The organism is Nocardia sp. NPDC055053 (genome assembly GCF_053608285.1).
The window spans coordinates 98,238-124,635 of sequence record NZ_JBSGVD010000020.1 but is presented as its reverse complement, the minus strand read 5'-3'; the positions used below and the strand labels follow the sequence as shown (position 1 = coordinate 124,635).

The window sequence follows — 26,398 nt, the reverse complement described above, 5'->3', positions numbered from 1 at the left end:
GCGCTGCCCGCCGCGGCGCGCGCGGCCATGACATTGCGGGCCGCGCCCGAGGGCACCGAACCCGAGCTGGCTGCCGCCGGAGCCGAACCACCGCCGCGCGGTGGCGGTGTCGGCGCCGGGCCGCGGGGCGCACCGCCACCGGGACCGGCACCGCCCGGACGCGGACCGGCACCGCCGCTACCGAAGTAACCGGCCGAACCGGGCGCCGCGGCGGGCCGGGAGGCGACCGCCTTCGTGCCGATCGCGCCGAGCGCCATCGCGCCGACCGCGGTACCACCGGCCACCATCAGACCGGAACCACCGGTGCCGACCGTGGCGACCGCGGGTGCGACCAGGCGCATCAGCGCGGGCAGTACGAACGCCACACTGCACAGCAGCACCAGCGCGACCAGCATCCGCTGTGCCTGTTCACCTTCCGGCAGCCCGCCCGAGGTGGTCGTCTCGTCGACGTGCCCCGCGGTGGTGAACGCGATCATGTACACGATCGCGGCGACCGGTTTGAACAGCATGAAGGCGATGATCCAGCCGACCAGCTTCTGATACGACTGCTTACCGGTCCCGGTCGCCGACGCGGCCGCGGCCAGCGGCAGCACGCCGGCGGCGACAACCAGCAGACCCTGCCGGACGATGGCGAGCACGATCTGGGCGAGCGCGCCGAGCAGACCGACGATCGCGATGATCAGCACCAGACCGGGCGAGAATGCCTGCAGCTTGGACGTTTTCACCATCAGCTCGGCCATGTTCTTGGCATTGCCACCGGTCGCGTCCTCGATGATCCACTCGGAGAACTTGTCCGAGGCACGCGTCCCCGCGACGATCACCGCGCCGAGCATCCACGAACTGAACACGACCCGGGCGAAGAGCCGGAACGATTCGGCGGCCTCGCTGACGGCCGCCCCGCGTCTGGCCTCGGCCAATCTGCCGCCGGTGATGATCACCGACGCGATCAGCAACAGCATCTGGATCTGATAGGTGTAGTCGTTGATCTTGGTGAACAGGGCGCCCGAGTCGCTCACCGCCTCGTTGGGCACCTTCATCCAGAAGGTCAGCGCCAGGATCAGCGCCTCGCCGAGACCCTTCATCAGCGAGTCGACCACCTTGCCGAAGGTGGAGTCCCACGCCTTGTCCTTGACCGCGGTCGCCGCGTCGCCCGGATGGGTGGCGGCATTGCCCGCCTTGCACACCGCCGAGGCAGCGTCCCCGAGGGAGACACCGGGGATCGCGACGCTGTCGAGTGTGTCGTGCAGCTCGTTGCATGCCTGGTCGAAGCCGTAGGTCTGGCCATAGGCCACCGTCGGCGTCGCGATCATCACGGTGAAGATCACCGCGAATATTGTGACGATCCGCCTCAGCATTGTTGGCACCCCTCGATGGTCCGCAGGGAATCGATCCGGGCTGTGCTGCTGTACACCGATGCTCACCATTTCGTCCACCCCGCCAGCGATTCCACATATTCGGTCTGGGTGTTGGTCGTGGTCGACGGCTTGAGCCGCCAGTCGCCCTCGTCCCACACCACGATCATCCGCATGGCGGCGTACAACTGCTTGCCGTCGATGACCGGTCCGCGCGAGGCGAGTCGCACGATGGCCATGTCGTCGGCGTAATCGTCGATCTTGAACGCGTCCGATGCCACGAAGTAGCGGGTCACCTTCTCCGGCTGCTGTTTCGGCAGCCGGTCGCTCGACAGCGCCGAGTCGTAGGCGGCCAGCTGCGCCGAACTGACCCGCACCTGCGTGACGTACAGGTCGCGATCGGCGGGTCTGGCGTTGAGCCGGTAGGTGATCTGCGCGGCGGCCAGCGCGGCGCCCTGCGGGGTCCGCGCGTAGCCGACGGCCAGACCGTCGGAGATCCTGGTCGGCCCGTCGGAGGTGGAGAACGGCACCGAGGCGCCGTACACCCGCTGCCAGCCATGCGGTTTCGTCGTGCCCTCGGGCGCCCCGGTCAGCCAGTCCGAATCGACGGGCGTGCGCTGGGTTCCCGGTACCTGTGCCAGCGGCTGACCCGCCGGGTTGTTCGGAACGTCGACGCGCCTGCCGAGCAGATCGATCTCGGGATCGGCGAAACCCGTTCCGCCCGCGGCCTGCGCGGGCGGCGGCGCGCTGTCGGCCTCGGGGTCGCCGCTGGTGAAGTACACGACCGCGCCGACGACCAGGATCAGGGCGAGCAGGGCACCCGAGGCGATCATGCCGAAGGAAGCGCGGTCGCGCGCGCCCGGCTCCTTCTCGCTCACGTCGGTGCCTCCAATGTCACGATGTCGGTGGGTAATTCGTCGATCGCGTCGACGGGCCGGTCGGTGGACTGCGGATCGGGTAACTGCAGTCGCCAGTCTCCGCCGTACCAGCTGACCGTGGTGTGGTTCACCGCCCTGGATCTGTCCGAATACTCGGTATAGACATCGACCCGGGACTGTTCGTCACGGTATTCGGTGATTTTGTAACCCAACAATCTCGGCGCGTACTCCGGCGCGGCGGCACCGGTGATCGACAGCTGCACGCGGTTGATCGCCCACTCGTCGCGGGCCGGACCCGGCACGAGTTCCTGGTTCACCACGGTGGCCCACTGGTTGTCGGGTGCCACCGACAGCCGGATGGTGTGGGTCAGCGCCGCCAGCCCCGCCCCGCGCGGGGAATGCTCGAAACCCGTTGCGGCGCCCTTGGCTACCGTCGCCGGTCCCTGGTCGGACTGGGGCAGGGCGATGCCCTGGTAGTCCTGCCAGCGCACCCCGGTCGGTGCGGCGGACAGGTCGGGGCCCGCATCGTCGCCACTGCCGCAGCCCACCGCCGCGGCCAGCAGGGCGATACCGACCGCGACCGGCCGTGTCACTGTGGAATTCATCGTTCCGTCCGCACCCTCACGCCGGCAGGAAGGCCAGCGCGATCGCGGACGCGGTACTGGCGACCGCCGCGCCGAGCAGGCTCATCAGGACGCCGTGCGAGGCATCGTTGACGGCCAGGTCGGAGCGGAACGCGATCCACAGCCGACCCGCCGACAGGATCATCCAGGCCAGGCACGACAGCAGGACGAACCAGAGCAGCCAGTTCAGCAGCTGCATCATCGGCGCCAGCACATCGGCCGGAATCTGCTTGTAGGCGAGCACAGTGATCACGTACCGATGACCGCGTTCATGATGGTGCCCGCGCTCGTCGCGACCACACCGCCGATCATGGCGCCCGCCACCATCTTCGGCGACTCGAGGCCACCGCCGGTCCAGCGCTCCCAGGCGAACTTGCCGCCCGCGTAGGTGATGCCGCAGATGCCCGACAGCAGCACGAACCAGGTGAGGTACCGCACCAGTTGCAGGATCTTCTCCGAGCCGGGAGGAGCTTCCGGTGTCGGATTACCCACCTGGGCCAGGACGGTGCCGTACGTGTCCTGCACGGCGAGGAGGATCATGCTCATCGGGTGCCTTTCTCCCACTGTAAAGGTGTTGTGCCACAACCATTTCGACGCCGACACACGTTTGTACACCACCGGCGGCCCGACCGCCCGGCGTTCACGATCGACCCTCCCCCGGGGCAGGCCCGTCGATACTCTCGCGGATCGCGGCGACCAGATCGATTCCGAGCTCACCGATCTCGGCGGGCACCTCGTCGAGCGGATCGACCCGGCGCTTACGCGGCGCCACGTCGTCGCCCGGTGACCACACCGGCAGGGCCTCGGACTCGACCAGGGTCCATTCCTCGATCCACGGCACCTGCCAGACGTGCCCGGCCAGTGAGCCGACCACATCCCGGTACCGCCGGATCTCCGGTGGTACCCGTCCCGGGCGCGCGGCGACCGTGATCAGCCCGAGCACCAGCGACGGACCGGCGAGCCGGGCGTGGTGCTGGCGCAGCAGGTCGTGCGCGCGGGTGAGGCCGGAGATGGTCTCCCGCGCGACCAGGACGACATAGGGGGATTCCCGGTCGAACACACCGGGCCACCGGCCGCGGGCGTCGGCGGCGGGGGCGAGCACGTGGGCGAGCGTGGTGGCACCGGAGCCACCGTGCACGCCGAGCAGCCACACCAGCGGCGCCCGGCCGACTCCGGGCACCGGACGCTCCCAGATCGGCGCGCGCAACGATTCGGGCGGCGCGACGACACCGATTCCGGCGGGCGCCGGTTCACGACGACGACGAAGATTCATAGCGGCCGTCATGATGCCACCCCGGCGAGCAACCGCCCATATGCCGCACGCGTCGGCTCGGCCAGTTCGCTGTGCCGAACCAGCTCACCGCGGGCCAGATGCGGGTCGTAGGGGATCTCGACGACCTCGCGCACCCAGCCGGACAGATGCTCGCGCAAATGCTCGGCTACCCGCGAGTCGTCGTGCGAATACTGGTGTGAGACAACGATGGTGGTGTCGGCGACGACACCGGCGCCGTCGTCACCGTAGTGGTCGTCGAGCCATTCCAGCGTCACCCGCAGGCGGTTGGCGGCGTCGACACGGGCCGGAATCGCCAGTACCAGTGCGATATCGGCGTCGTCGAGCAGCGGGCGCAGTTGCCGACCGGCAATCGGGTTGCCACCGTCGTAGACCGCCGTGTACCCACCGTTGTCCAAAGCCCTCGCGACAGTGAGATATGTCGCGCGCCGCCGCAGCGGAGTCGCGTCGCGCCAGAGCAGTCCGAACCCGGAGGTCGACCGGGACAGGCAGTCCTCGAGCGGGGCGGGTTCGTCGTCGCCGCGGCCGTAGACCCACGACTGCAGGTTCACCGGATGCAGGTGCTTGTCGGCGCCGCGCAGGGCCAGATCGCTGCCCGCCGCGGTGGCGTCCACCGCGACCGTCGCGCCCTCGGTGACCAGTTCGCCTGCCAGCCCGAGCGCCGTCGTCGTCGTGCCTGCCCCGCCGCAGCCGCCGACCACCAGGATCGGCCTGCGCCCACCCTCGGCGCGCTCGCCGCTCTTGCGCCGCAACCGCACCACCGGAGCCGGATCACGCGCCACGTCACCCGACGGCTCCCCCTCGGGGGCTTCGTCGAGCCATCGGCTCCAGTCGTCTGTCATCGCCTCTGCTCCTTACCCTGCCGCGATGCCCGTGATGAGCGTGCGATCGCCGATCAGCGCGGTCCGCACCGACTGCTTGGTGTAGGTGGCCGGTGCGCCCGCGGGCCGGAACTCGGTGACCTCCACCGAGTACCGGTCCGCGGCGACGGTGGTGATCCGCACGCAGTGGGTGGTCCCCACCGGGATGGAATCGATACCGCGCTGGATCACGGCGGCCGGTGAGACGGCGGCGCCGGGGGCGGCCAGCGCCCTGGCCTGCTCCCCCGATCGGTTCACGTAGTAGGCGTACTGGAAGGCGAGCACGGCGTCGGGGCCCGAGCCGGTGCCGCCCGCTTCGGCGCTGCGCACCACCGTCTCGGTGCGTTCGGTCGGGCAGGGACCCAGCGGGTCGGCGGCCAGATTGCCCGCCACGAAGTGCAGGGGCGCCGCGCGTTCGGCGGTATCGTCGCCGCCGCGGCCGAACAGCAGGAAGAACACGCCGGTCGCGGCGAGGACGAAGACGAGTACCGCGACGGCGAGCACGATCCAGGTGCGGTTGCGGCGGGTGTTCGCGCGCAGCGCGCCGGACGGCTGGAGTACCCGCGCTTCGTCGTAGTCGTCGGCCGCGGCGTCGGGCCAGGGGAACTGGACCAGTTCGGCGTCGTAGTCGTCGTCGGGGCCGGGCGCGGGTTCGGCGACCCAGTCCGACCAGCCGCCGGTGAATTCGCTGCGCCGCGCGGCCAGTTCGGCAGGCGGCGCCGGCTCCGGTTCGGGCTCGGATTCGGGTTCGGGCTCGATCGGGTACGGCTGGGCGCCGTAGGCCGAGTTGTCGTCGCCGTCGTCGGTGTCCCGGCGATCGGTGTCGAGGCCGGTCGTGCGGTCCGAGTCGTCCCCTGCCGTGGTGGACAGCTCGGGCCCGGTGGGCTCGGCTGCCTGGTCGGCGGACGGGGCGCGCTCGGGGCGCTGCGAATATCGGTCGAGGCCGTCGTCCTCGCCCGCCGCCGGGTCGGCGGTGTCCTGGCGCGCAGGGTCGGCTGCCTCGGTCTCTGGCTCGAGCGCCGAATACCAGCGCGACAGTTCGTTGTACGACTTCAACATTCCCCCCTTTCCGCGGCGCCGGGCACATGGATTCGCATTGCAGACCTCTCGGTGATCAGTTCACAGAGAACGGACGGGTGGTGGGCGCGGTGGTTCCGGGTAACGCGGCAGGCGGAGTCGTCGCGCCACCGGATGAGGCGCCATCGGCTCCTGTCCCGAACGGAAATTGTCCCCCACCGGAGGGTGTGGGCGGCGTAGACGCGCCGGTCGGGCTGGTGAAGATTCCGGCACCGCGCTGGTCCGACCCGCCGACCGGCACCGCACCCTGCCCCGAGGCGCCCGCCGCGTCGCGCGCGACGGCGGCGAACCACTCGGCGACGTACTGGGTCGGGGTCGCGCCGTCGGCGCCGACGCTCATCCGCGAGTAGGCGTCGTGGCGCTGCACCGAGTCCCAGTAACGCACCCAGGTGGTGACGTCGAGGAGTTCGGAGTTGTCGGTGATGTTCTGCTGCACGGCCGTGTACGCCTCGGTGACGAGCCTGACCCCGGTTGTCGGCGGCACCAGCTGCGGTACGGCGCCGACGAGTTTGGTGCCGAGCAGCGTCAGCCCGGCCAGCGGATTCGACAGTGTCGCCGTGGCCAATTCGGTGATGCTCGCCGGGTTCAGCACCGTCTTCACCACCGTGGTGACCGCGTTGAGGCCGATCATGCCGACCTTCAGCAGCGCCTGGAAGGCGGCGTTCACGTCGAGCTGACTGCGCGGGTCGGCGGCATCGGCCAGGCGCTGGGAGATCGACTTCTTCGGCGAGAGCGACAGATCCGCGAGCGTGCTGCCGGAGATGTCCTCGTTGACCACCGTCGACGCGGTCTTGATCGACGTGAAGGCCAGCGCCTGGGCGATCGAGACCAGCGACCCGATCGGGTCACCACCGGAGAGTTTCACCTGGCTGACCAGGTTGGTCACCGCGCGCATGAGCGGCGCGCCCTGCGGAGCGTCGCACGCGAGATCGCCCGTCGCGCAGAAACTTGCGACGCGCCCGGTGAGCTTGCCGAAATCGGCGGCCTGGTCGGTCCGGGTGCCGAGCCCGCCACCGGGTGCGATGGCCTGCCGCACCGCGGCGACGTCGTCGAGCGTGTCGCCGGAGGTTCCCGGTGCCGCCGCCGGCGTCGTCCGGTCGGGCGCGCCGGGGAACAGCGGCGCGTTCGCACTGCGCGTCGGGTCGGCGAACAGGGCGACCGCGGCGATCTTGTCCGCGGGCACCGAGCCCTGCCCTGACCCCACTTCCTGGGCGAACAACGAGGCCACGTGGGCGCCTTGGGAATACCCGACCACCGCGACCCGCGAGTTCGGGCAGCGCTGGAGCACCTGGGTGGTCATCGACCGCAGTCGCTCGAGTCCACCGTCGACCGATTCCGTGTAGGGCACCGCTCCGCCCGGCACCGCGCCACCGAATCCGGCCTCGTAGGGCACGTAGGCCCGGTCGACCAGTCCCGGCTCCACGGCTTTGGCCAGCAGCGGCCGGAACACCGTGGACAGCATGCCGGTGTCGGTACTCGGGGCCGCGTCCGGTGAGGATTCGCCTGTGCCCTGAATCCCCAAGGCGTACAGTGCCGGACACGCCGAGATCGACACCTGTGTGGAAGGAGCGCCGAAGGCACCCTCGTCGGCGGCGGCGACGCCTGTGGATGCCGTCACCGAAGCGACGGCGAACGCGATCATCGTCGCCGTGAGTCGTGTCGTGCACCGAGCCATATCGATCCGCATCACAGTCCGTTTCGGCTGACCAGTGGAGCGTTGAAACGCAGTAAACCGTAACAGATTCCGGGATACCCAACCGCTGCCCAAAATGGCCCTTTCACTGCCTCCAGCAAACCCCGTTGTCTCAGCAATCTTCTGGCGATCGGGATGGCGCGGAAAAGGGCCAGGGCACCGTCGCGAACGACGGTGCCCTGGCCGGAATCCGGGGTCAGGCGGCGGAGGTCACCCGGTAGACGTCGTACACGCCTTCGACATTGCGCACGACGTTGAGCAGGTGGCCCAGATGCTTCGGGTCGCCCATCTCGAAGGTGAACTTGCTGATCGCGACCCGGTCGCCGTGGGTGGCCACCGACGCGGACAGGATGTTGACCTTCTCGTCGGCCAGCACCTTGGTGACATCCGACAGCAGCCTGGTGCGGTCGAGCGCCTCGATCTGGATGGCGACCAGGAACACCGACGACGGCGACGGCGCCCACTCGACGTCGATGATCCGCTCGGCCTGTGCCTGCAACGATCCGGCATTGGTGCAGTCGGTGCGGTGCACGCTCACCGCGCCTCCGCGGGTCACGAAGCCCATGATCTCGTCACCCGGCACCGGCGTGCAGCATTTGGCCAGCTTCGCCACGGTGCCGGAGGCGCCGGGAATGAGCACGCCCGCGTCGCCGGTGACCCGCTGCCTGCTCGGGGTGGTCGACGGGGTCGACCGTTCGGCGAGCTCGTTCTCGACGTCACCGATGCCACCGAGCTGGGCCATGAGCCGTTGCACCACATGGTGCGCGGACACCTGGTGCTCGCCGACGGCGGTGTAGAGCGCGGAGATGTCGGAGTAGTGCAGTTCGTGCGCGACCGCGGTCATGGCGTCGACGCTCATCAACCGCTGCAGCGGCAGCCCGACCCGGCGGACCTCCTTGGAGATCTGCTCCTTGCCGCTTTCGAGCGCTTCCTCGCGCCGCTCTTTGGCAAACCACTGGCGAATTTTGGCCTTCGCGCGTGGCGAGACGACGAAGTTCTGCCAGTCGCGGCTCGGTCCGGCGTTCTGCGCCTTGGAGGTGAAAACCTCGACGACTTCGCCGTTCTCGAGCTGCCGTTCCAGCGCGACGAGCCTGCCGTTGACCCTGGCGCCGATGCACTTGTGCCCGACCTCGGTGTGCACGGCGTAGGCGAAGTCGACCGGGGTCGACTTCTGCGGCAGCGTGATCACGTCGCCCTTGGGCGTGAACACGAAGATCTCCGGCGATTTGAGGTCGAAGCGCAGCGATTCGAGGAACTCGGCCGGGTCGGCGGCTTCCCGCTGCCAGTCGAGCAGCTGGCGCATCCAGGCCATGTCGTCGACCTCGGCGGCGTCACCGGAGTGCTTGCCCTTGGTTTCCTTGTAGCGCCAGTGCGCGGCGATGCCGAACTCGGCGGTGCGGTGCATGTCCTGGGTGCGGATCTGCACTTCCAGGGGCTTGCCGTCGGGGCCGACGACGGTGGTGTGCAGCGACTGGTAGACGCCGTAGCGCGGTTGCGCGATGTAGTCCTTGAACCGGCCTGCCATCGGCTGCCACAGCGAGTGCACGACACCGACGGCGGCGTAGCAGTCGCGGACCTCGTCGCACAGGATGCGCATGCCGACCAGGTCGTGGATGTCGTCGAAGTCCTTACCCTTGACGATCATCTTCTGGTAGATCGACCAGTAGTGCTTGGGCCTGCCTTCGACGATCGCGTTGATCCGCGAGGCGGCGAGGGTGTTGACGATCTCGGCGCGCACCTTGGCCAGGTAGGTGTCGCGCGAGGGCGCGCGGTCGGCGACCAGGCGCACGATCTCGTCGTACTTCTTGGGGTGCAGGATCGCGAAGGCGAGGTCCTCGAGCTCCCATTTGACCGTGGCCATCCCGAGGCGATGCGCCAGCGGCGCGATCACCTCGAGGGTCTCCTTGGCCTTCTTGGCCTGCTTCTCCGGCGGCAGGAAACGCATGGTGCGCATGTTGTGCAGCCGGTCGGCGACCTTGATCACCAGCACGCGCGGGTCCCGCGCCATGGCGATGATCATCTTGCGGATGGTCTCGGCTTCGGCGGCCGCGCCGAGGTTGACCTTGTCGAGCTTGGTGACGCCGTCGACGAGGTGGGCGACTTCCTGCCCGAACTCCTCTTTGAGCTGCTCGAGCGAGTAGCCGGTGTCCTCCACGGTGTCGTGCAGCAGCGCCGCGACCAGCGTGGTGGTGTCCATGCCGAGCTCGGCGAGGATGTTGGCGACCGCAAGCGGGTGGGTGATGTACGGGTCGCCCGACTTGCGGAACTGCTTGGCGTGCCGTTCGTCGGCGACGTCGAAGGCGCGCTGCAGCAGCGCCAGATTGGCCTTCGGGTACAGCTCCCGGTGGACGGTGGCCAGCGGTTCCAGGACCGGCTTCACCGCCGCGATGCCGCGCTGGCCGGTCATCCGGCGCGCGAGCCTGGCCCGCACGCGCCGCGATGCCGAACTGGGCACGGAGGCGGTCGGGGACTGTTTGGCTGGTGCGGGGGTCGCCGGGGCACCGTCGGTCCGCGGGGCGTTGGTGGATTCCTGCCCAACCTTCGCCTCGCCGAGTTGTCGAGTCATGCCACCGCCTCTCACGCTGCATTCGGACCCTTCGGCCGAGTGCTGCAACCGCCCGGACCACCAACTTTAGTCCCCACACCGACCGGGCGTTCCATTCCCGGCGGTCACGGGCGTGCGGCGGTACCGACTCGGCCCGAAATCGGCCTCCGACCTGCGGTTCGATCAGCGTTCGTCGATCGGTTCCCGCCGCGTGCGCAGGCTGTGACCGTCGAGGCGGCCGGGTGGGACGCCGAGCAGGTCGAGCACGGTCGGGGTGATGTCGATCAGCGTGTACGCGCTGGTCGTGGTGCCGGAGGTGAAGCCGGCGCCGCGGGCGATGACGAAATTGGCGGTCTCGGCGGGCGTCTGGCCGCCGTGCCCACCCGTCGGCAGGTGGCCGTGATCGGTGGTGACCAGCACGGTCCACTGTTCGCGTGGCTGCTCGGCGGCGCGCCGGTCGACGGCGGCGACGATCTGCCCGACCAGCACGTCGACGCGGCGAATGGCGGCGAGATAGGCGCGCGACGCGCCGCCGTGCCGATGACCGGCGAGATCGACCTGATCGAGGTGGGTGAACACCAGATCGGGCCCGGTCCGCTCGATCGCGGCGACCACCTCGGTCGCGGTGGCCGCGTCGGTGCGCGCCTCGTCGCTGTCGCGTGGGTCGGGCGTGGTGGTCAGGGCGACGTCGGCCCGCCGGTCACCACTGGCGGCGATGGTCGCGATCTGGTGCCAGGTGCCGATCGACACGGTGTGCCGGGCGGGATCGGCGCGCTCGATGCGGGTGAAGACGCTCGGGTGGGCCAGGAACGGGCTCGCGTCGAACTCGTTGCCGGTGATGCCGTGCGCGGTGTCCCACACCCCGGTCAGCGCACTCGCCCACGACGGCCCGGAGATGGTGATGTGCCCGGCGATGCTGCCGCGCGAGAGCAGACCCTGTGCGGCGAGGTGCCGCAGTCGCGGGGCTTGGGCACGGTCGGCCTTGTCGAAGAGCAGTCCGTCGATCCCGATGACGACGACCTTCGCCACTGGGCCACCCCGGCGCGGCATGCCGAACGCGGCCGCCGGATCGATCGCGGCACCCGGATCGTCGAAGGTGGTGTCGGAGCCGGCGGCCGAGCACAGCAGCGGAATGGTCACCAGGGCGGTGGCCAGTGCCACGAGGACCTTCGCGGGGGCCGACAGCTCGCGCATGTCCTCACGATGCGGGAGCGCGGACGGCCCCGCGCGGCCGCCGCGACGGTGTTCATCGACGTTTCACCGGCGCCGCGCATGCCGGTCGCCTCGCTGAACGACAAGCCAACGGCGGCAGGCTAGGTCGTGGTGCCGAGCTCTTCGGCGAGGATCGCGACGGTGTCGCGGATCTGTTCTTCGGTGTGGCAGGCGGTGACGAAGAAGCGCAGCCGCGCGAGGTCTTCCGGCACCGCGGGGTAGATGATCGGATTGACGTTGATCCCACGGCGCAGCAACGTGTTCGACAGTCGCATCGTCTTGAGCGAATCACCCACGATGCACGGGATGATCGGGGTGTCGTTGCTGTCGCCGGTGTCGATCCCGGCGGCGCGGGCCAGCTCGAGGAACAGTCGCGCGTTGTGCCGCAGACGCTCCAGCGCTGTGCCGTCGGTCCGCAGCTGCCGGATCGCTTCCGCCGAGGCGGCGGCGTTCATCGGCGTCATGCCGACGCTGTAGACGAACCCGGGCGTCGTGTATTTCAGGAAGCGGATCAGCTCCGCGCTGCCCGCCACATATCCCCCGCACCCGGCCAATGCCTTCGACATGGTGCCCGACCACAATTCGACGTCGCCGCGGTCGACGTCGAAGTACTCGCCGATGCCACCGCCGTGCGCGCCGAGCACGCCGACGCTGTGCGCCTCGTCGATCATCAGCAGCGCCTGGTGCTTCTTCTTGATCTCGATGATCGCGGGCAGGTCGGGGATGTCGCCGTCCTGGCTGTAGACGCCCTCGATGAGGATCAGGACCCGGCGGTAGCGGTGCCGCAGCTCGCCGAGGAGCCGGTCGAGGGCGGCATGGTCGTTGTGCGGGAACGGCCTTCGCGTCGCGCCGGACAGCACACAGCCCTGCAGGATGCTGTCGTGGGCGAGGCTGTCGTGGATCACCAGGTCGTCGGGACCGACAATGTGCCCGATGATGGTGACGTTGGTGGAGTGGCCGCCGACCAGCGCGATCGCGTCCTCGGTCCTCAGCAGCGCGGCGAGTTCGGCCTCGAGTTCCCGGTGCACCGGCTTCTCGCCGGAGAGCACCCGGCTGGCCGAGCAGGAGCTGCCGTAGCGGGCGACGGCGTCCTGCACCGCCGCGACGACCGCCGGGTGACCGGACAGCCCCAGATAGTTGTAGCTGGAGAAGTTCACCACCGGAACACCGTCGATCAGCGAGGTGTCGCGGGTGACGCCGTCGTTGACCAGGAAGTACGGGTTGTCCAGTCCCAGCGCCGCCGCGCCGGTGAGCCGGTCCTCGATCGCCCGCACCTCCGGGAAGTCGGCGATCCGGTACTCGGGGGTGACGGCCACCGGCGCGGGTTCGGGAACCGGGGCCGGAGCGGAAACGTCCGACGGAGCGGGTGTCCCGGCGACCTGACCGGTGACGTAGCCGACGACGTCGCCGAGGGTGGTCGCGGCGCTCGGCCAGGACGGGTCGACCTGCAGTCCCGGCACCTTGCGCATCAGACCACCGAACAGGTCCGACAGCATCATCGAGTCGAATCCGAGCTCGCCGGTGAGGGTTTCGGTATCGCGGAGCCGGTCGACGGAGTACCCGCTGACCCGGCCGCACTCCGCACGCACGATGCCCGCGATCGCGCCGGGATCGACGGCGGGACCCGCCTGTGGCGAGGCGAGGGGGGCGGTGGCGCCCGGCGCGCGGGTCGACGTCGCGCCCGGCGCCATGCTCGCCAGCAGCGCGTTCTGTTCGCGGAAGAGCGCGATCATCTGGTCCATGGTGGTGTCCTGGTCCATGGTGGTGTCCTCCGCCGGGGTGGCAGGTGTGGTCAGAGTGGTCGGTTCGAGCCAGAAGCGGTGCTCGGTCGAGAAGTCGTAGACCGGCAGCCGACGGCGCACGCGCTGTTCGGCGTCGTACAGGTGATCCCAGTCGGGGTCGAGACCGTCGCGGTGCAGCGCGGCAACGGTTTCCGCGAGTTCACGGCCGGTCGCGCCGGGCCCCGGGCTCGGCGTCAGGCTCCGCGGCAACAGATCGGGGCGCAGCCGCCCGACGAGCGGGATCAGCATGCGGCGCGGGCCGATCTCGACGACGTGGGTGGGGTCGGCCTCGACCGCCGCCGCCAGCGCGTCACCGAAAAGCACAGTGGCGCCGACATGTTCGACCCAGTACGCGGCGTCCATCGCCTCGGCCGGGTCGAGCAGCCGCCCGCGCACGGTCGAGTAGATCGGCAGAGCCGGTGCCCGGTAGGTGCATTCCCGGGCGACAGCCGCGAACTTCTCCAGCATCGGCGCCATCAGCGGACTGTGGAACGCGTGGGACACGGTGAGCGGCTTGGCGACCACCTGATGCTCGGCCAGGACCGTCCGGATCCGGTCGAGCGCCGTCGCGGCGCCGGAAAGCACGAGATCGGTCGGCCCGTTCACGGCAGCCACGGCCACGTCGCGCTCGCCGTCGAGCAGGTCGGCGAGCTGTGCGCGCGTCGCACGGACCGCGAGCATCCCACCCCCGTCGGGCAATTGCTGCATCAGCCGGCCACGGGCGACGACCAGACGGCACGCGTCTTCGAGGTCGACGACTCCGGCCACGGCCGCCGCCGTGAATTCCCCGATGCTGTGCCCGATCACCCAGGCGGGGCGCACCCCCGCGTCGGCGAGTGCCTGCGCCAGTGCGTATTCCATGGCGAAGATCGCCGGCTGCGCGAGTTCGGTGCGATCGATGACGGCGGTGTCGTCGAGCAGCAGCTCGCGGATCGAGGAGCCGAGGTGCGCCGTCATCGCCGCGTCGACGGTCCGCAGCGCCCGGTGGAACGACCCGCTCACGGCATCCAGCGGCCGCGCCATACCGGCGAACTGCGATCCCTGTCCGGTGAACATCCAGCCGACCCGGACCGGCCCCGCCACACCGGATTCCGCACCGGCCCGCAGGCGCGTGATCGCCTCCGCCGGATCGGCGGCGACGACCGCGAGCCGATGCCGCCCCGACGACTTCACCCGATTGCTCGTCCAGCAGACCTGCGCGAACCGATCCCCAGGAACCGAGGTCAGCATCCGCGCCACGCGAAGCGCGTTGCGCTCCAGCCCTTTCGCAGTGTCGGCCGACACGGTGAGCACCCCACCGCCACCCGCCCCGGCATCCTCCGCCACCGGCGCACCACCCAGCACGAGGTGGGCGTTCGTGCCGCCGATGCCGAAGCTGCTGACCCCGGCCAGCGACGGTCCGTCGAGCGGCATCGGTTCGGCGAGCAGGCGCAGCCCGTTGCGTTCCAGCTGCAACCGCGGATTCTCCTGATCGGCGAACCTGGTCGGCGCCGCCATGCCGTGATGCAGACTCAGCGCGACCTTGATGATTCCGGCGACACCGGCCGCGCCCTCGGTGTGGCCCAGATTGCCTTTGATGGAACCGATTCCGCAGGGCTTCGCGCGATCGCGTCCGTGCAGCCCGCCCAGCGCCTTGACCTCGATCATGTCCCCGAGCACCGTCCCGGTGCCGTGCGCCTCGAGGAAATCGACGGCTCCGGCCTCGACGCCGGCCCGGCGGTACGCCTCGCCGATCACCTGTTGCTGCGCCCACCGGTTCGGCGCGGTGATGCCGTTGCTGCGCCCGTCGGAGTTCACCGCGCTGCCCTTGATCACCGCGTAGATCGGCAGACCCGCGGCCTGCGCGTCGGCGAGGCGGCGTAGCACCAGCACCGCGACGCCTTCGCCCCGGACGATCCCATCCGCGTTGCCGCTGAACGGTTTACAGCGTGCGTCGGGCGCCGAGAGCCCCGCCTGGGTGTAGAACACGCCGACCGCCGGGGTGAGCACCAGATTCACGCCACCGGCCACGGCCTGATCGCATTCGCCGGAAGCCAGTGCGGCACAGGCGAGATGGACCGCGACCAGCGACGACGAGCAGGCGGTGTCGACCGCCAGGCTCGGCCCCTTCAGGTCGAGCTGGTAGGACAGCCGGTTGGCGGTCATGAAGTAGCCGTTGCCCGAGCCGTGCTGCGGGGTGATCGCGGCGTAATCCGACATCTGCAGGTTGGCCCATTCGTTGGCCATCACCCCGATGTACACCCCGGTGCGCGAACCGGATTGGGCCCTCGGGTCGAGCGTCGCGTCCTCGAAGGCGCGCCAGCTCGCTTGCAGCAGCAGCCGCTGTTGCGGGTCCATCGCCTCGGCCTCGTGCGGGGTGATCCCGAAGAACTCGTGGTCGAAGGCGTCGGCGTCGTCGATGAACCCGCCGCTGTGGGTGTTGATCGTGCCGGGCCCGCCCGCCGGGTCGTGGAAGTCCTCGGCGTGCCAGCGATTCGCGGGCACCGCCGAGATCGCGTCGCGGCCGTCGATCAGCAGCTGCCACAGCGCGGCGGGATCGGCGGCCCTGGGGAAGCGGCAGTCGAGACCGACGATCGCGATGTCGCTCATGCTGTGTCCTTTCGGCATGCTCGGGCGCCTTCCGTGGTGACGCGAGCTGCCGCCTCCGGGCGCTGACCGCTCATGCCGCGAGGACGAACTCGTCAGCGAGGTAGGCGGCGATGGCGGCGACGGTGGGATAGTCGAAGACCAGTGTCGGGTCGATCTCGAGGGACCAGCGGTCCTCGATCTCGCCGCACAGCGAGACCGCCGAGACGGAGTCCATCCCGAGTTCGGCCAGCGGAGTCGCCGGATCCACCTGGTGGGGGGTGCGGTCGAGGTAGTCGGCGACCCGTTCGACGAGCCAGTCCTGGATGGTGTTCGACGTGTGGGTGGTGGTGCTGAACATGGTCGGCTCCTGGCTGGGTACGGATCGATCAGACGGTCAGTGATCGGCTCAGCGCCGGCTCGAGATCCTCGTGCAGAACCCGTTCGAGGCTATGGGTCAGGAACGCCTCGCGCATCGAGCCACGCTGGACTTTGCCGCTGGTGGTGCGATGCACCGAGCGTGCGGATCGGGCGGCGACCAGCACGACATTCGGCGCGGGCACCTCGAACCCGCGGGCCACCGCGATCTTGATCGCGGAGGTCAGTCCGGCGAGCGTGGTCTCGCCGAGCAGGTCCGGTTTCACGCCCTGCATCACCACGAGCCGTTCCCGGTCGAGCACGTCGACCGAGACCACCGCGCCCGCGTTACCTGCCAGCGCGGGGTGCAGGTTCTGTACGAGTTCCTCGACGTCGGTCGGGTGAATGTTGCGGCCGTTGACGATCAGCAGGTCCTTGAGGCGGCCCGCGACGAACAGTTCGCCGTCGTGCAGCAGGCCGAGGTCGCCGGTCCGCAGGAACGGGCCTTCGGTGCCGAGATGAGCGTCGAAGACCTCGCGGGTTTCGGCAGGCCGGTTCCAGTACCCGGCGGCGACGCTGTCCCCGCGCACCCAGATCTCCCCGGTGGCGCCGTCCGGCAGTTCTTCGCGAGTCGCGGGGTCGACGATGCGGATCTCGAGGCCGTGGGGAGCGCGCCCGCAACTGACCAGTGGGGCATCGCCTGCCCGGTCGTAGCGCACCAGCGGCGCGCCCATCGTCGCGGCGCTGGCCAGCAGCGTCACCTCGGCCAGCCCGTAGGCGGGCAGGAACACCGTGGGGCGCAGCCCGGCGGGGGCGAATCTTTCCAGGACCGCGTCGAGGGTCCGGGCCCGCACCGGCTCGGCGCCACTCAGCGCCACTTCGAGGGTGCTCAGGTCGAGCTCGGCGAGCTGCTTGTCGCTGACCCGGCGCAGGATCAGGTCGTAGGCGAAGTTCGGGGCGCCGGTGAACGTCGCGCGGTACCGGTCGATGGCTTGCAGCCAGCGCACCGGGTGTTTGATGAACGTCGTCGGCGCCATGAACACCAGGTTCGCGCCGGAGTACGCCGTGCCGAGCAGCATGCCGATCAGGCCCATGTCGTGGAATTGCGGGATCCAGCTGACGCCGGTCGAGTCCGCGGTCAGCCCCCCTGCGGAGATCGCCGCCAAGTTGTGCAGCAGATTGCGGTGCGTGACGACGACGCCCTTGGGCGTGCCCGTCGATCCCGAGGTGTACTGCAGGAAGGCGATCGTGCCCAGGTCGAGGTCGGGTAGCTGCCAGGCGTCGGCGTCGCCGAGCGGCTGATCGGTCGCGACAACGGTCGCGGTGGTGCTGGTGGCGACCAGCGGTGCGAAGTCAGTGGTGGTGAGCACGAGCTGCGCCCCGGAGTCGGCGATGATGCCGCCCACCCGCTGCGCGGCCCGGTCCTCGTGCGGCAGCGGCGCCGGGACGGCGATGACACCGGCGTACAGGCAGCCGAGGAAGGCACGCAGGAACTCCATCCCGTCGAGATAGAGCAACACCACCGGCTGCGCCGACTCGGGCCGTTCCGACAGCCACTGGGCAAACGCTCGGGCATCGCGGTCGAGTTCACGGTAGGTGACGACCTCCTCTACCAGCTCCCGCCCGGATTCCCGCAGGTAGATGTACGAACGGGTGTCCGCGTACCGGGAAAACTGCTGCCTGACGTGGTGCACGTAGCTGGAGTGCATATCGTGGTTTCCTTCGGAGGTCGGTGGGGTAGCTACTACTCTGCGCTCCTCGGCCGCACACCGGAAGAGACCTCAGGGGCCACCCGCCGAACCCTCAGGGTGGGCTGTCCCGACCCCTTGGTGAAGGAGAATCGCATTGACAGCCGCGCCCCGCTGTGGCTGCCTTGGCAGGTGGGGAACATCGTGCCGATCCGTCTCGCCGCCACCGCCGACCTGCACCTGCGGCCCGCCGTCGCGGGCAAGTTCCGGCCCGGCTTTCGCCGACTCGATCGCCACGCCGATCTGTTGCTCCTGGCCGGTGACCTCACCGAGGGCGGTACCCGGGCCAACACCGAACTGCTCTGCGCCGAACTCGCCGATCTCCCGGTTCCGGTGATCGCCGTCCTGGGCAATCACGACCACGACGAAAACCGCGGCGAGTGGATCACGCGGCGGCTCACCGAATCCGGTGTCGTTGTCCTGGAAGGTGATTCGACGATGCTCACGATCCGCGGGCACCAGATCGGGATCGCCGGGGTGATGGGCGGTTCCGGTGGATTCCCCGATCACCCCGGCAATCCCGGCTCGGGGTCGGCGGAGCACCGGGCCAGGATGCGCCGTGGTCCGATCGACGCCGAACGCCTCCGCCGGGCTCTCGAAGGCCTGGACTGCGATACCCGGATCGCCCTCACCCACTTCTCCCCCGTCGTCGACACCCTCGTCGGCGAACCCACGTCCATCTATCCCGGACTGGGCTGTCACGCCATGGGCGAGGCGATCGACGCGGGCCGCGCCACACTCGCGCTGCACGGCCACGCCCACGCGGGCAGCGAGTTCGGCCAGACGGCGGGAGGCGTTCCCGTGCGCAATGTTTCGTACCCGGTGCTGCGCCGGACCTACACGCTCTACGACCTGCCCGCAGATCAGGCCTAGCCCGTGGAGGGCCGCACAACGCCCGGCCGGCCGTTGGCCGTCCGCTATGTCTCGCTGTCGCTGAACGCCCACACGACGGCGGGTCGCCCGGTGGCCTTCACCCGTCGCCGTTCGCCGGTGCGGTCCAGACCCGGGATCGCGGCGAGAGTCCGGTTGAGGTTCGCGGGGTCGGGGCGGGTGCCGTGCAGGGAGGTGCTGAGATCGACCGCACGGGTCGCGGGAAACTCTTCGCCCGCGAGTGCGCGGGTGAGGGCCTGGTCTTTCCACAGCATCCCGGCGAGCAGCCCGCGGCTGGTCTCGACGATGCGGTTGTGGTCGAACGCCAGCGGGGGAACCTCGTCGAAATCGACCCACTCGGCGGGCCCTTCGTGCTCGGCGACGACGGCCCACATGGCGATCGCCAGCGTCGGCCCGCGCGGATCACGGTGCGGCTCGTCGAAGGTGACCAGCTGACCGACCGCGCCGATCGCCGCCATCGGCACGCCGAGTTTGGTGTGCACCGCACGCCGGGCGGCCTCGGCCAGGCGTTCCCCTCGCCCCAGCAGCACACCGGGCAGCGCGAGTTCACCGGTGAACGGCGCGAACTCGCGCGCGGCGATCCCGATGCGCACCCCGCTGTCGGCATCCCAGCACCGCAACGTCACGACATCGATCGACACAACGGATTGCTCCACGTCGTCCCATCCTGCCGCACGCGCGCCCCGGATGCGAAGCTGCGGTGCCCCCGGTCCGCAGCGCGGGCCCCCTTCCTGCGCACCCCACGGCCCGCCATCGCACGTTCACTCATGCGGACTGTTCGGCCGTCGCGACCCCGCCGTCCGCGCCAACCGGCGCAGGCGTGGACGCAGCGCCGAACGCCGATTCATCACGCGCAACACGGTCACGCCGATCCGGGCCGTGGCCGGTCAGCACGACCGGAACGCGCAGCCGGTCGGCGAGCCAGTCCGCCGGGTCACCGTGGATCGGTTCGAGGATCGGACTCGCCTCGGACAGCTGGTCGGTCAGCCGATGCTGGTGTTCGAGATCACGCCATCGGCCCGCGATCAGGTCGGTGACGATGCCCGCTGTGGTGTCGTATGCCGCTGCGGCGCACAGCGTTCCGGGCACGTCGAGGTGGTTGACGACCAATCCGTCGATCCCGCCGCAGACCTCGATCGCGTACCGCAACAGGATCGGGTCGAGGTGGCCCTGCCGGAACGCGCCCTGATACAGGCCGGTGCCGTTGTGCGGCTCCGGGTTTCCCAACGGCGCTTCGGTCGGTAGCGGGCCCGCGCCGTGCCTGGTCATGTAGGTGCGGGTGACACCCAGAACCGTTGCGGCGCCGCCGATGCCGGCGATCATGGTGCGGGCATGGCGCGGTTCGACGGTCGACCAGGTGGTGTGCGGGTGGAATCCGCGCCATTCGTCGAGGAGAACGCCCTGTGCGCCCTCGAACACCAGCCTCCCGCGTGCGGCGGCGCGCGCGAGTTCACCGTCGCCGGTGATGCGCACCGCCCTGGCGAAGTCGCCGTACATGGCGACCAGGGCGTCGATCGATTCGTAGCCGTGCGCGCTCGGGCCGATCAGCTCGTCGTACTGCGCGGCCAGCCGATCCAGCTTGGCGCGCAGGACGACGGGCGTCCGGCAGTCTGCGACGGTCGGAGCCTCGTGTTCCAGTGCGTACCAGGCAGTTTCGCCGATGCCACGACCGCAGGAACCGTGCCGCGAGGAACCCCTCGCGTCCTCGCGCGCACGGTTCGCCGCGATGTGGATCGGCGTGGTGAGCAGGGCGCGACCGTCGACGGCGAGCAGTCCCAGCGGATCACGCACACCGAGCGCGGCCAGCTGCTCGGATTCGGCGGCGAGCGCGATCGGCTCCACCAGCATGTGCCGCGAGAGCAGCGTCGGCACACCGTGGAAGGTCCCAGCGCCGAACTGCGCGAAGGTGTGGTGGCGGCCGTCGGCGACGACATTGTGCGCGGCCTGCGCACCGCCGTTGAACCGCACGACGGCCGCCACCTCGAGGCCCGCCTCCGCTGCACACAGCCAGTCGACGGTCGCGCCCTTACCCGCGTCGCCGAATCCCAGATCGACGACGACGATGTGCCCGGCACCGAACATCGCAGCGCCCCTTCCCTTCTCGCACCTCACTGACCGGAGGGCAGCGCCCGCACCGGCTTCGACCCCAGCGCCCGGCCGACGGCATCGGCCTCGGCCACCGACCCGACATCGCGCAGGTCGGCCAGTCCGGTGTCGACGTCGACCCGGTCCTCCCCCAGCCCGATCGTCAGCGCGATCAGTTCGCACACCGCGCCGGGATCGTCGAGCTTCAGGAAGTTCTGCCCGAGCAGTCCCCGCCAGTGCTCGGCGATCTCCGGATCCCGGTAGTACGACGACTGATTCGGCAGGATGTAGTAGATGTGCCACCGCTGCGCGAGCTCGCGGTAGATCGACTCGACCGACACATCGCGCCGCACATGATCGCCGATGACCGACCGGATGTGCCGGGCGGCCAGCCGCGGCTTGTTGAGCTCGTCGCCGATCACGAACAGATACCCCCGCTTCCCGCGCTTCTCCCACGCGTCGGTCGCGACATGCTCGGCCATGAAATAGGCTGCCAGCTCATAGCTTTCGGACTTCTGCCCGCCACCACCGCCTTCGAGCAGGATCGACCGCAGCTGCTCGTCCATCCGGTTGTCGGACTCGAACTGCCCCACCTGCAACGGCACCCGATCGGTATCGGCATCCCCGATCGCCCCGAACAGCACCTGCGGATCCTGCGCATACCCCTTGCTCTTCAACAGCCCGTGCAGCTTCCCGAGCTTGTCCTGCATGATCCGCGGCACCCGCCCCATCGACCCGGTCACGTCGAACAACACCGCCACCGGCAACGAGTTCCCATGCTCTGCCGAATCCCGGCACTCCCGCACCCCCACCCCGAACGGATCCAGCAACGGATGCGCACACCACGTGTCATACGGCTGCTCCCGCATCTCGGCCGTATACCCGAAGTCATCCACCCCAGCCCGCGCCCGGAACGTCTTCCCCGCCCGATACGCACTGTCATCCCAATGCCCGTACCCCATCAGAACCACTCCCTCTCGTTTTCGTTGTTTTAGTCTATTCAACCAAAACAACGATCGTCAAGAGCCCCCAGCAGATTCGCTCCCTGTCGGTACCGTCCGCTACCTTCTGGCACATGCCTTCGCGGCGGGCGGCGAATCCTGGCGGTGGTCGTGGAGGTCCAGCTGCGACCGGACCCGGACAAGCGCTGGTCCTGGACCCGGCAGGCGTCCCGGTCGTCACCGACCTCGAAGCGGCGGCGGATCTACCCGAACTGGCCGTGCTGTCCGCGCTGGCCCACGCGCAACATCCCGAACACCGCGAGATCTGGAAAGCACTGCCAGCGGCCCTCGGCACCCTGGGTGGCGACCGTGCCGCGCTGTACTATGACTTCATCCTGTCGACGCTGCCCGCAGCAGCGCGATCCGAGTGGGAGGCACTGATGGCCGCCGGGCTCCAAGGTTACGAATACCGCAGCGAGTTCGCCCGCAAGTACTTCGCGGAAGGCGAAGCGCGCGGAGAGGCCCGCGGAGAGGCCAACTCCGTGCTGACGGTGCTCGATGCTCGTGGGATCACTGTTCCTATCGAGGTCCGCGAGCGAATTCTCGGTTGCGATGACCTCGACCAACTACAGCGGTGGCTGCGCAAGGCACTCGAGGTCAATCGCGCGGCCGACCTCCTGGACTGAGCGCCACCGGAGGTAACTCCTGACGCCGATCCGGGAGGGGCCGGCGCTTGCGCCCGCACCTGCGGCCGTGGCTCGCGATCACCGCGGTCGCGCTGTGGCTGGGCCCCACCATGCTCCGATATCCGGCGATCGTGCGCAGGGCCGCCGGGTTCTAGGTCGATGGCCCGGCGGGGAATGCCGGGCCGCCGTCCTATTCGACGAGCCCGTCGGGCGTGAGGTCGAGGGTGCGCGTCACCCCGATGTCCTCGAGGAAGCGCGCGTCGTGGCTCACCACGATCAGCGCGCCCTCGAAGCTCGCCAGCGCCTGGGTCAGGTGTGCGAGGCTGGGGAGGTCGAGGTTGTTGGTCGGCTCGTCGAGCATCAGCAGTTTCGGCGCGGGTTCGGCCAGCAACAGTGTCGCCAGTGCGGCTCGTAAGCGCTCCCCGCCGGACAACGCCGAGACCGCGATATCGGCGTCGCCGCCGCGAAACAGGAAGCGCGCCAGCTGACCCCGGATCTGCTCGGCGGTGGCGTGTGGTGCGGCCGCGGCCACGTTCTCGAACACGCTGCGCTGCTCGTCGAACACGTCCAGCCGCTGCGGCAGCAGCCGCCACGCCACCGTCGGCTGCTCCGCCACGATCCGGCGCAGCAATGTCGTCTTGCCCGCACCGTTGCGGCCGGTGAGCGCGATCCGCTCCGGACCACTCACCCGCAGATCCACCACCGGGCCGTTGGCCAGCCGCGCCTGCTCGAGCGTGACGACGTCCTGCCCCGGATACAGCCGGGTGCCGGGCAGCTCGATCCTGATCTCGCGATCCGCGCGCACCAATTCCGCGGCGTGGTCGAGGGTTTCGCGCGCGGTGTCGAGCTTCTCGATGTGGGAGGTGCGCAGTTTGCCCGCCGACACCTCGGCGGCGTTGCGGCGCAGTCCCGCCACGATCTTCGGCACCCGCTTGTTGTCCTGCATCTTCTGCGCGAACCGCTGCCTGCGATCCAGTTTGGTCCGCGCGTCGACCAGTTCCCGCGCCTGCTTGCGCACATCGCTGCGCGCATCACGCACCGCTGCCCGCGCCGCCTCCTGTTCCTGGTCGATGATCCGTTCGTAGTCGCTGAAATTGCCGCCGAACGAGCGGATCTCACCGGCCCGCAGCTCGGCGATGCCGTCCATCCGGTCCAGGAGCTCCCGATCGTGGCTGACCACGACGACGGTGCCGGCGAACTGCCGGATCACCTCGTAGAGCCGGGCGCGGGCGACCGCGTCCAGATTGTTGGTCGGCTCGTCGAGCAGCAGCACATCGGGTTCGCGCAGGAGTTCCGCGACGAGCCCGAGCAGCACGGTTTCGCCACCGGAGAGGGTGTCGAGGGTGCGGTCCAGGTCGTCGACGGAACCGGCGACGTAGTCGAGGCCGAGCTTGCCGAGCAGCGCGATCGCCTCGTCCTCGATCTGCCACTGCACGCCGACGGTGTCGAAGTCCGCCGGCTCACCGGTGCCGGTTTCGATGCGGTGCAGCGCGGCCCGCACCTCGGCGATGCCGAGCACCGTCTCGACCCGCTGCCCAATCTGCATGCCCAGGTCCTGGCGCAGATAGCCGATCCGTCCCGGCGCCGTGATCGATCCGCGCAGCGGGCGCAACGCGCCGGTGATCAGCCGCATCAGCGTGGATTTGCCCGCACCGTTGCTGCCGACGAGGCCGATCTGGCCCGGACCGACGACGGCGTCGAGACCGTCGAACACAACGGTGCCGTCCGGCCAGTGGAAGGTGAGGTCGGAAAAGGAAAGAGAGGTCATGCGGATCCCCTTGAGGTGCGACGGAAACACGGTGCGCAGAATGCGGACCGTCCGGGAGCGCTACCTCAAGAAATCAACGCGTGACTCCGATCGTCGGGGACAAGACCATTCATTGATAGCACTCGGGCGCACCGTCGCGCCACCCCTATTTTCGGCACCGTGAGCCCGCTCACCGGCGGCTGGGACCGCGGTGCGGCTCACTTATCGTGGAAAGCGATCGCGAACAAGGGGGAGGACATGAGCGCTGACGTCGTCATCGTCGGCGCGGGCTACGCCGGGATCAGCGCCGCGAAGCGACTGGCCGCTGCCGACGGTGTCCGCGTCACGATGGTGAACCCGAGCCCCTATTTCGTGGAGCGCATCCGGCTGCACCAATACGTGGCGGGCAATCATCCGGCGCGACGGCCACTGCGCGCCGTCCTGCCCGCCGGCGTGCACCTGACGATCGACACGGTGACGGCGATCGACGAGCGAAATCATGTGGTCCACACCGGTTCCGGGCGCGAACTGTCCTACGGCCACCTCATCTACACCCCGGGCAGCCATTCCGACGCCCACGATATCCGCGGTGCCGCCGAACACGCGGTCGCCCTCGGCACCTGGAGCGAAGCCGAGCGCGCCCGGCACCGCTTGCGTGCGCTGCCACCCGGGGCGGTGGTCACCGTGGTCGGCGGCGGCCTCACCGGGATCGAAGCCGCCGCCGAGCTGGCCGAAAGTGGTTCGGCGCGTGTCCATCTGGTGACCGGCGAGCTGGGCCACAGCCTGCCCGCCGCGGCGCGGGCACTGCTGCGCATCGCACTGGCGGAACTGGGCGTCACCGTCGTCGAACAGGTCGCGGTCGCCGAGATCGGTGACCGCAAGATCGCCCTGACCGACGGCACGGTGCTCGCCACCGATCTCGCCGTCACCACCACCGCCTTCGCCCCGTCGGATCTGGCGCGCGGCAGCGGCATGGAGGTCGACGGTTCCGGCGCGCTGCTCGTCGACGAAAACCTGGTCAGCACAACGTCTCCGGCGGTCGTCGGCGCGGGCGACGGTGTCGCCCTCGGGACCCACCCGCTGCGCATGAGCTGCCAGGCCGCCATCCCGTCCGGCATCCACGCCGCCGAGACGGTCCTGCGGCTACGCGCCGGGCTGGCACCGAAACCGTTGCGCCGCAAGTACATCGGTCAGGCGGTGAGCCTGGGACGGAAGAACGCACTCGTCCAGTTCACCGACTTCACCGACCGCCCACTCCCCCAGCTGGTCCTCACCCACGGCGGCGCCGCCCTGCTGAAGGAACAGATCTGCCGGGCGACCGTGCGCGGCGGGCAGCTCGGACCGGTTCGCTACCGATGGTCGTGAGGACCGGTCCTGTCGGAGTGGAAGGCTAACGTGGGCTCCGGGCGATTCCCGCCATCGAAGGCTGCACCAGTGAAACCGGAGGACTGTGATGTCGGAGCCGAAGCGAGTACGCGCCGCCGAGCGGGGTGACGTGCGGGCAGCCGCAGACGCGCTCGGCGCGGCCTTCCGGCACGACCCGGTGATGAGCTGGGTCCTGCCGGACGAGGGCAGGCGAGCCACCGGACTCCCCCGGTTCTTCGCCGCGATGGCGCGGCACGTCTTCTTCCCGGCCGGCGCGTCCGACCTGGCGGTGCGCGCGGACGGGACCGTCGCCGGAGTGGCGATGTGGACCCCGCCGAACCGCTGGCAGAGCAGCATCGCCGCGGACCTGCGTGCCATGCCCGGCGTGGTCCGTGCGTTCGGACGGCGCACCCAGGCGGCCAAATCCCTCGGTGACCTGATCAAGCACCACCATCCGAAGGAACCGCACTGGTACCTGGCGATGGTCGGCACCACGCCCGACGCCCGCGGCACCGGGTTCGGCAGCGCCCTGCTGCGCTCGCGGCTCGCCCGCATCGACGCCGAGGGCGCCGCCGCCTACCTCGAATCCAGCAACCCCGACAACGTCCCGCTCTACGAACGCTTCGGCTTCACCGTCACCGGCGAGCTCCGCATTCCCGACGGGCCGCCACTGTGGCCGATGTGGCGCGCACCCCGCTGAC

General features: G+C 69.7%; 22 protein-coding genes. 4 read left to right on the top strand and 18 right to left on the bottom strand.

What is annotated here, in order from left to right:
- The 14 genes from ACWF82_RS21645 to ACWF82_RS21580 all read right to left on the bottom strand — a co-directional run.
- Positions 1 to 1,325: hypothetical protein (locus ACWF82_RS21645; RefSeq protein WP_452503706.1), on the bottom strand; the 1,325-nt coding region annotated here is incomplete at its 3' end.
- A gap of 92 nt (positions 1,326 to 1,417) precedes the next feature.
- Positions 1,418 to 2,230 (bottom strand): hypothetical protein, encoded by an 813-nt coding sequence (locus ACWF82_RS21640; protein WP_452503704.1) that lies wholly within the window; start codon positions 2,228 to 2,230, stop codon positions 1,418 to 1,420.
- The gene (locus ACWF82_RS21635) at positions 2,227 to 2,835 is read right to left on the bottom strand and encodes a hypothetical protein (protein WP_452503702.1); all 609 of its coding nucleotides are present in this window, start codon (positions 2,833 to 2,835) and stop codon (positions 2,227 to 2,229) included. Before ACWF82_RS21635 ends, ACWF82_RS21640 begins: the two co-directional genes overlap by 4 nt.
- 16 nt (positions 2,836 to 2,851) lie before the next feature.
- A complete protein-coding gene (locus tag ACWF82_RS21630) occupies positions 2,852 to 3,106 on the bottom strand; it encodes a hypothetical protein (protein ID WP_378849371.1) in 255 nt (84 codons plus the stop codon).
- A complete protein-coding gene (locus tag ACWF82_RS21625; RefSeq protein ID WP_022566424.1) occupies positions 3,103 to 3,399 on the bottom strand; it encodes a hypothetical protein in 297 nt (98 codons plus the stop codon). The genes ACWF82_RS21630 and ACWF82_RS21625 overlap by 4 nt, the downstream gene beginning before the upstream one ends.
- 94 nt (positions 3,400 to 3,493) lie before the next feature.
- A complete protein-coding gene (locus ACWF82_RS21620) occupies positions 3,494 to 4,126 on the bottom strand; it encodes a hypothetical protein (protein ID WP_452503700.1) in 633 nt (210 codons plus the stop codon).
- 8 nt (positions 4,127 to 4,134) lie between these two features.
- Positions 4,135 to 4,986 (bottom strand): MinD/ParA family ATP-binding protein, encoded by an 852-nt coding sequence (locus tag ACWF82_RS21615; RefSeq protein ID WP_452503698.1) that lies wholly within the window; start codon positions 4,984 to 4,986, stop codon positions 4,135 to 4,137.
- Positions 4,987 to 4,998: 12 nt separating this feature from the next.
- Positions 4,999 to 6,063: a hypothetical protein gene (locus ACWF82_RS21610; RefSeq protein WP_452503697.1), complete on the bottom strand. Its 1,065-nt coding sequence runs from the start codon at positions 6,061 to 6,063 to the stop codon at positions 4,999 to 5,001.
- A gap of 55 nt (positions 6,064 to 6,118) precedes the next feature.
- Positions 6,119 to 7,699 (bottom strand): cutinase family protein, encoded by a 1,581-nt coding sequence (locus tag ACWF82_RS21605; protein WP_452503695.1) that lies wholly within the window; start codon positions 7,697 to 7,699, stop codon positions 6,119 to 6,121.
- A gap of 271 nt (positions 7,700 to 7,970) precedes the next feature.
- On the bottom strand, positions 7,971 to 10,340 hold the full coding sequence (locus ACWF82_RS21600; RefSeq protein ID WP_452503694.1) for a RelA/SpoT family protein: 2,370 nt from the start codon (positions 10,338 to 10,340) through the stop codon (positions 7,971 to 7,973).
- Between the two features lie 162 nt (positions 10,341 to 10,502).
- Positions 10,503 to 11,513, bottom strand: coding sequence for an alkaline phosphatase family protein (locus ACWF82_RS21595; protein WP_452503692.1), 1,011 nt, complete (start codon positions 11,511 to 11,513; stop codon positions 10,503 to 10,505).
- 119 nt (positions 11,514 to 11,632) lie between these two features.
- Positions 11,633 to 15,901: a type I polyketide synthase gene (locus ACWF82_RS21590; protein ID WP_452503690.1), complete on the bottom strand. Its 4,269-nt coding sequence runs from the start codon at positions 15,899 to 15,901 to the stop codon at positions 11,633 to 11,635.
- A gap of 70 nt (positions 15,902 to 15,971) precedes the next feature.
- The gene (locus tag ACWF82_RS21585; protein WP_452503688.1) at positions 15,972 to 16,238 is read right to left on the bottom strand and encodes an acyl carrier protein; all 267 of its coding nucleotides are present in this window, start codon (positions 16,236 to 16,238) and stop codon (positions 15,972 to 15,974) included.
- A gap of 28 nt (positions 16,239 to 16,266) precedes the next feature.
- Positions 16,267 to 17,943, bottom strand: coding sequence for a fatty acyl-AMP ligase (locus ACWF82_RS21580; protein ID WP_452503686.1), 1,677 nt, complete (start codon positions 17,941 to 17,943; stop codon positions 16,267 to 16,269).
- Positions 17,944 to 18,126: 183 nt separating this feature from the next.
- On the opposite strand from ACWF82_RS21580, the gene ACWF82_RS21575 reads away from it, so the two are divergent.
- Entirely contained in the window at positions 18,127 to 18,855 is a 729-nt protein-coding gene (locus tag ACWF82_RS21575) for a metallophosphoesterase family protein (RefSeq protein ID WP_452503684.1), read from the top strand.
- A 44-nt stretch (positions 18,856 to 18,899) separates the two neighbouring features.
- Here the strand turns inward: ACWF82_RS21575 and ACWF82_RS21570 are convergent, their stop codons facing one another.
- The 3 genes from ACWF82_RS21570 to ACWF82_RS21560 form a co-directional block, all read right to left on the bottom strand.
- Positions 18,900 to 19,529, bottom strand: coding sequence for an NUDIX domain-containing protein (locus tag ACWF82_RS21570; protein WP_452503682.1), 630 nt, complete (start codon positions 19,527 to 19,529; stop codon positions 18,900 to 18,902).
- A gap of 109 nt (positions 19,530 to 19,638) precedes the next feature.
- On the bottom strand, positions 19,639 to 20,955 hold the full coding sequence (locus ACWF82_RS21565; protein ID WP_452503680.1) for an adenylosuccinate synthetase: 1,317 nt from the start codon (positions 20,953 to 20,955) through the stop codon (positions 19,639 to 19,641).
- 26 nt (positions 20,956 to 20,981) lie between these two features.
- On the bottom strand, positions 20,982 to 21,920 hold the full coding sequence (locus tag ACWF82_RS21560) for a hypothetical protein (protein ID WP_452503679.1): 939 nt from the start codon (positions 21,918 to 21,920) through the stop codon (positions 20,982 to 20,984).
- A gap of 113 nt (positions 21,921 to 22,033) precedes the next feature.
- On the opposite strand from ACWF82_RS21560, the gene ACWF82_RS21555 reads away from it, so the two are divergent.
- On the top strand, positions 22,034 to 22,585 hold the full coding sequence (locus ACWF82_RS21555) for a hypothetical protein (RefSeq protein WP_452503677.1): 552 nt from the start codon (positions 22,034 to 22,036) through the stop codon (positions 22,583 to 22,585).
- A gap of 190 nt (positions 22,586 to 22,775) precedes the next feature.
- Here ACWF82_RS21555 and ACWF82_RS21550 read toward each other — a convergent pair whose 3' ends face one another.
- The gene (locus ACWF82_RS21550; RefSeq protein ID WP_452503675.1) at positions 22,776 to 24,353 is read right to left on the bottom strand and encodes an ABC-F family ATP-binding cassette domain-containing protein; all 1,578 of its coding nucleotides are present in this window, start codon (positions 24,351 to 24,353) and stop codon (positions 22,776 to 22,778) included.
- Positions 24,354 to 24,590: 237 nt separating this feature from the next.
- Between ACWF82_RS21550 and ACWF82_RS21545 the strand changes: the two genes are divergently transcribed.
- Together ACWF82_RS21545 and ACWF82_RS21540 are read left to right on the top strand one after the other, a co-directional pair.
- A complete protein-coding gene (locus ACWF82_RS21545; protein ID WP_452503673.1) occupies positions 24,591 to 25,697 on the top strand; it encodes an NAD(P)/FAD-dependent oxidoreductase in 1,107 nt (368 codons plus the stop codon).
- An 88-nt stretch (positions 25,698 to 25,785) separates the two neighbouring features.
- Positions 25,786 to 26,397, top strand: coding sequence for a GNAT family N-acetyltransferase (locus tag ACWF82_RS21540; RefSeq protein WP_452503671.1), 612 nt, complete (start codon positions 25,786 to 25,788; stop codon positions 26,395 to 26,397).
- The last annotated feature ends 1 nt before the right edge of the window (position 26,398 follow it).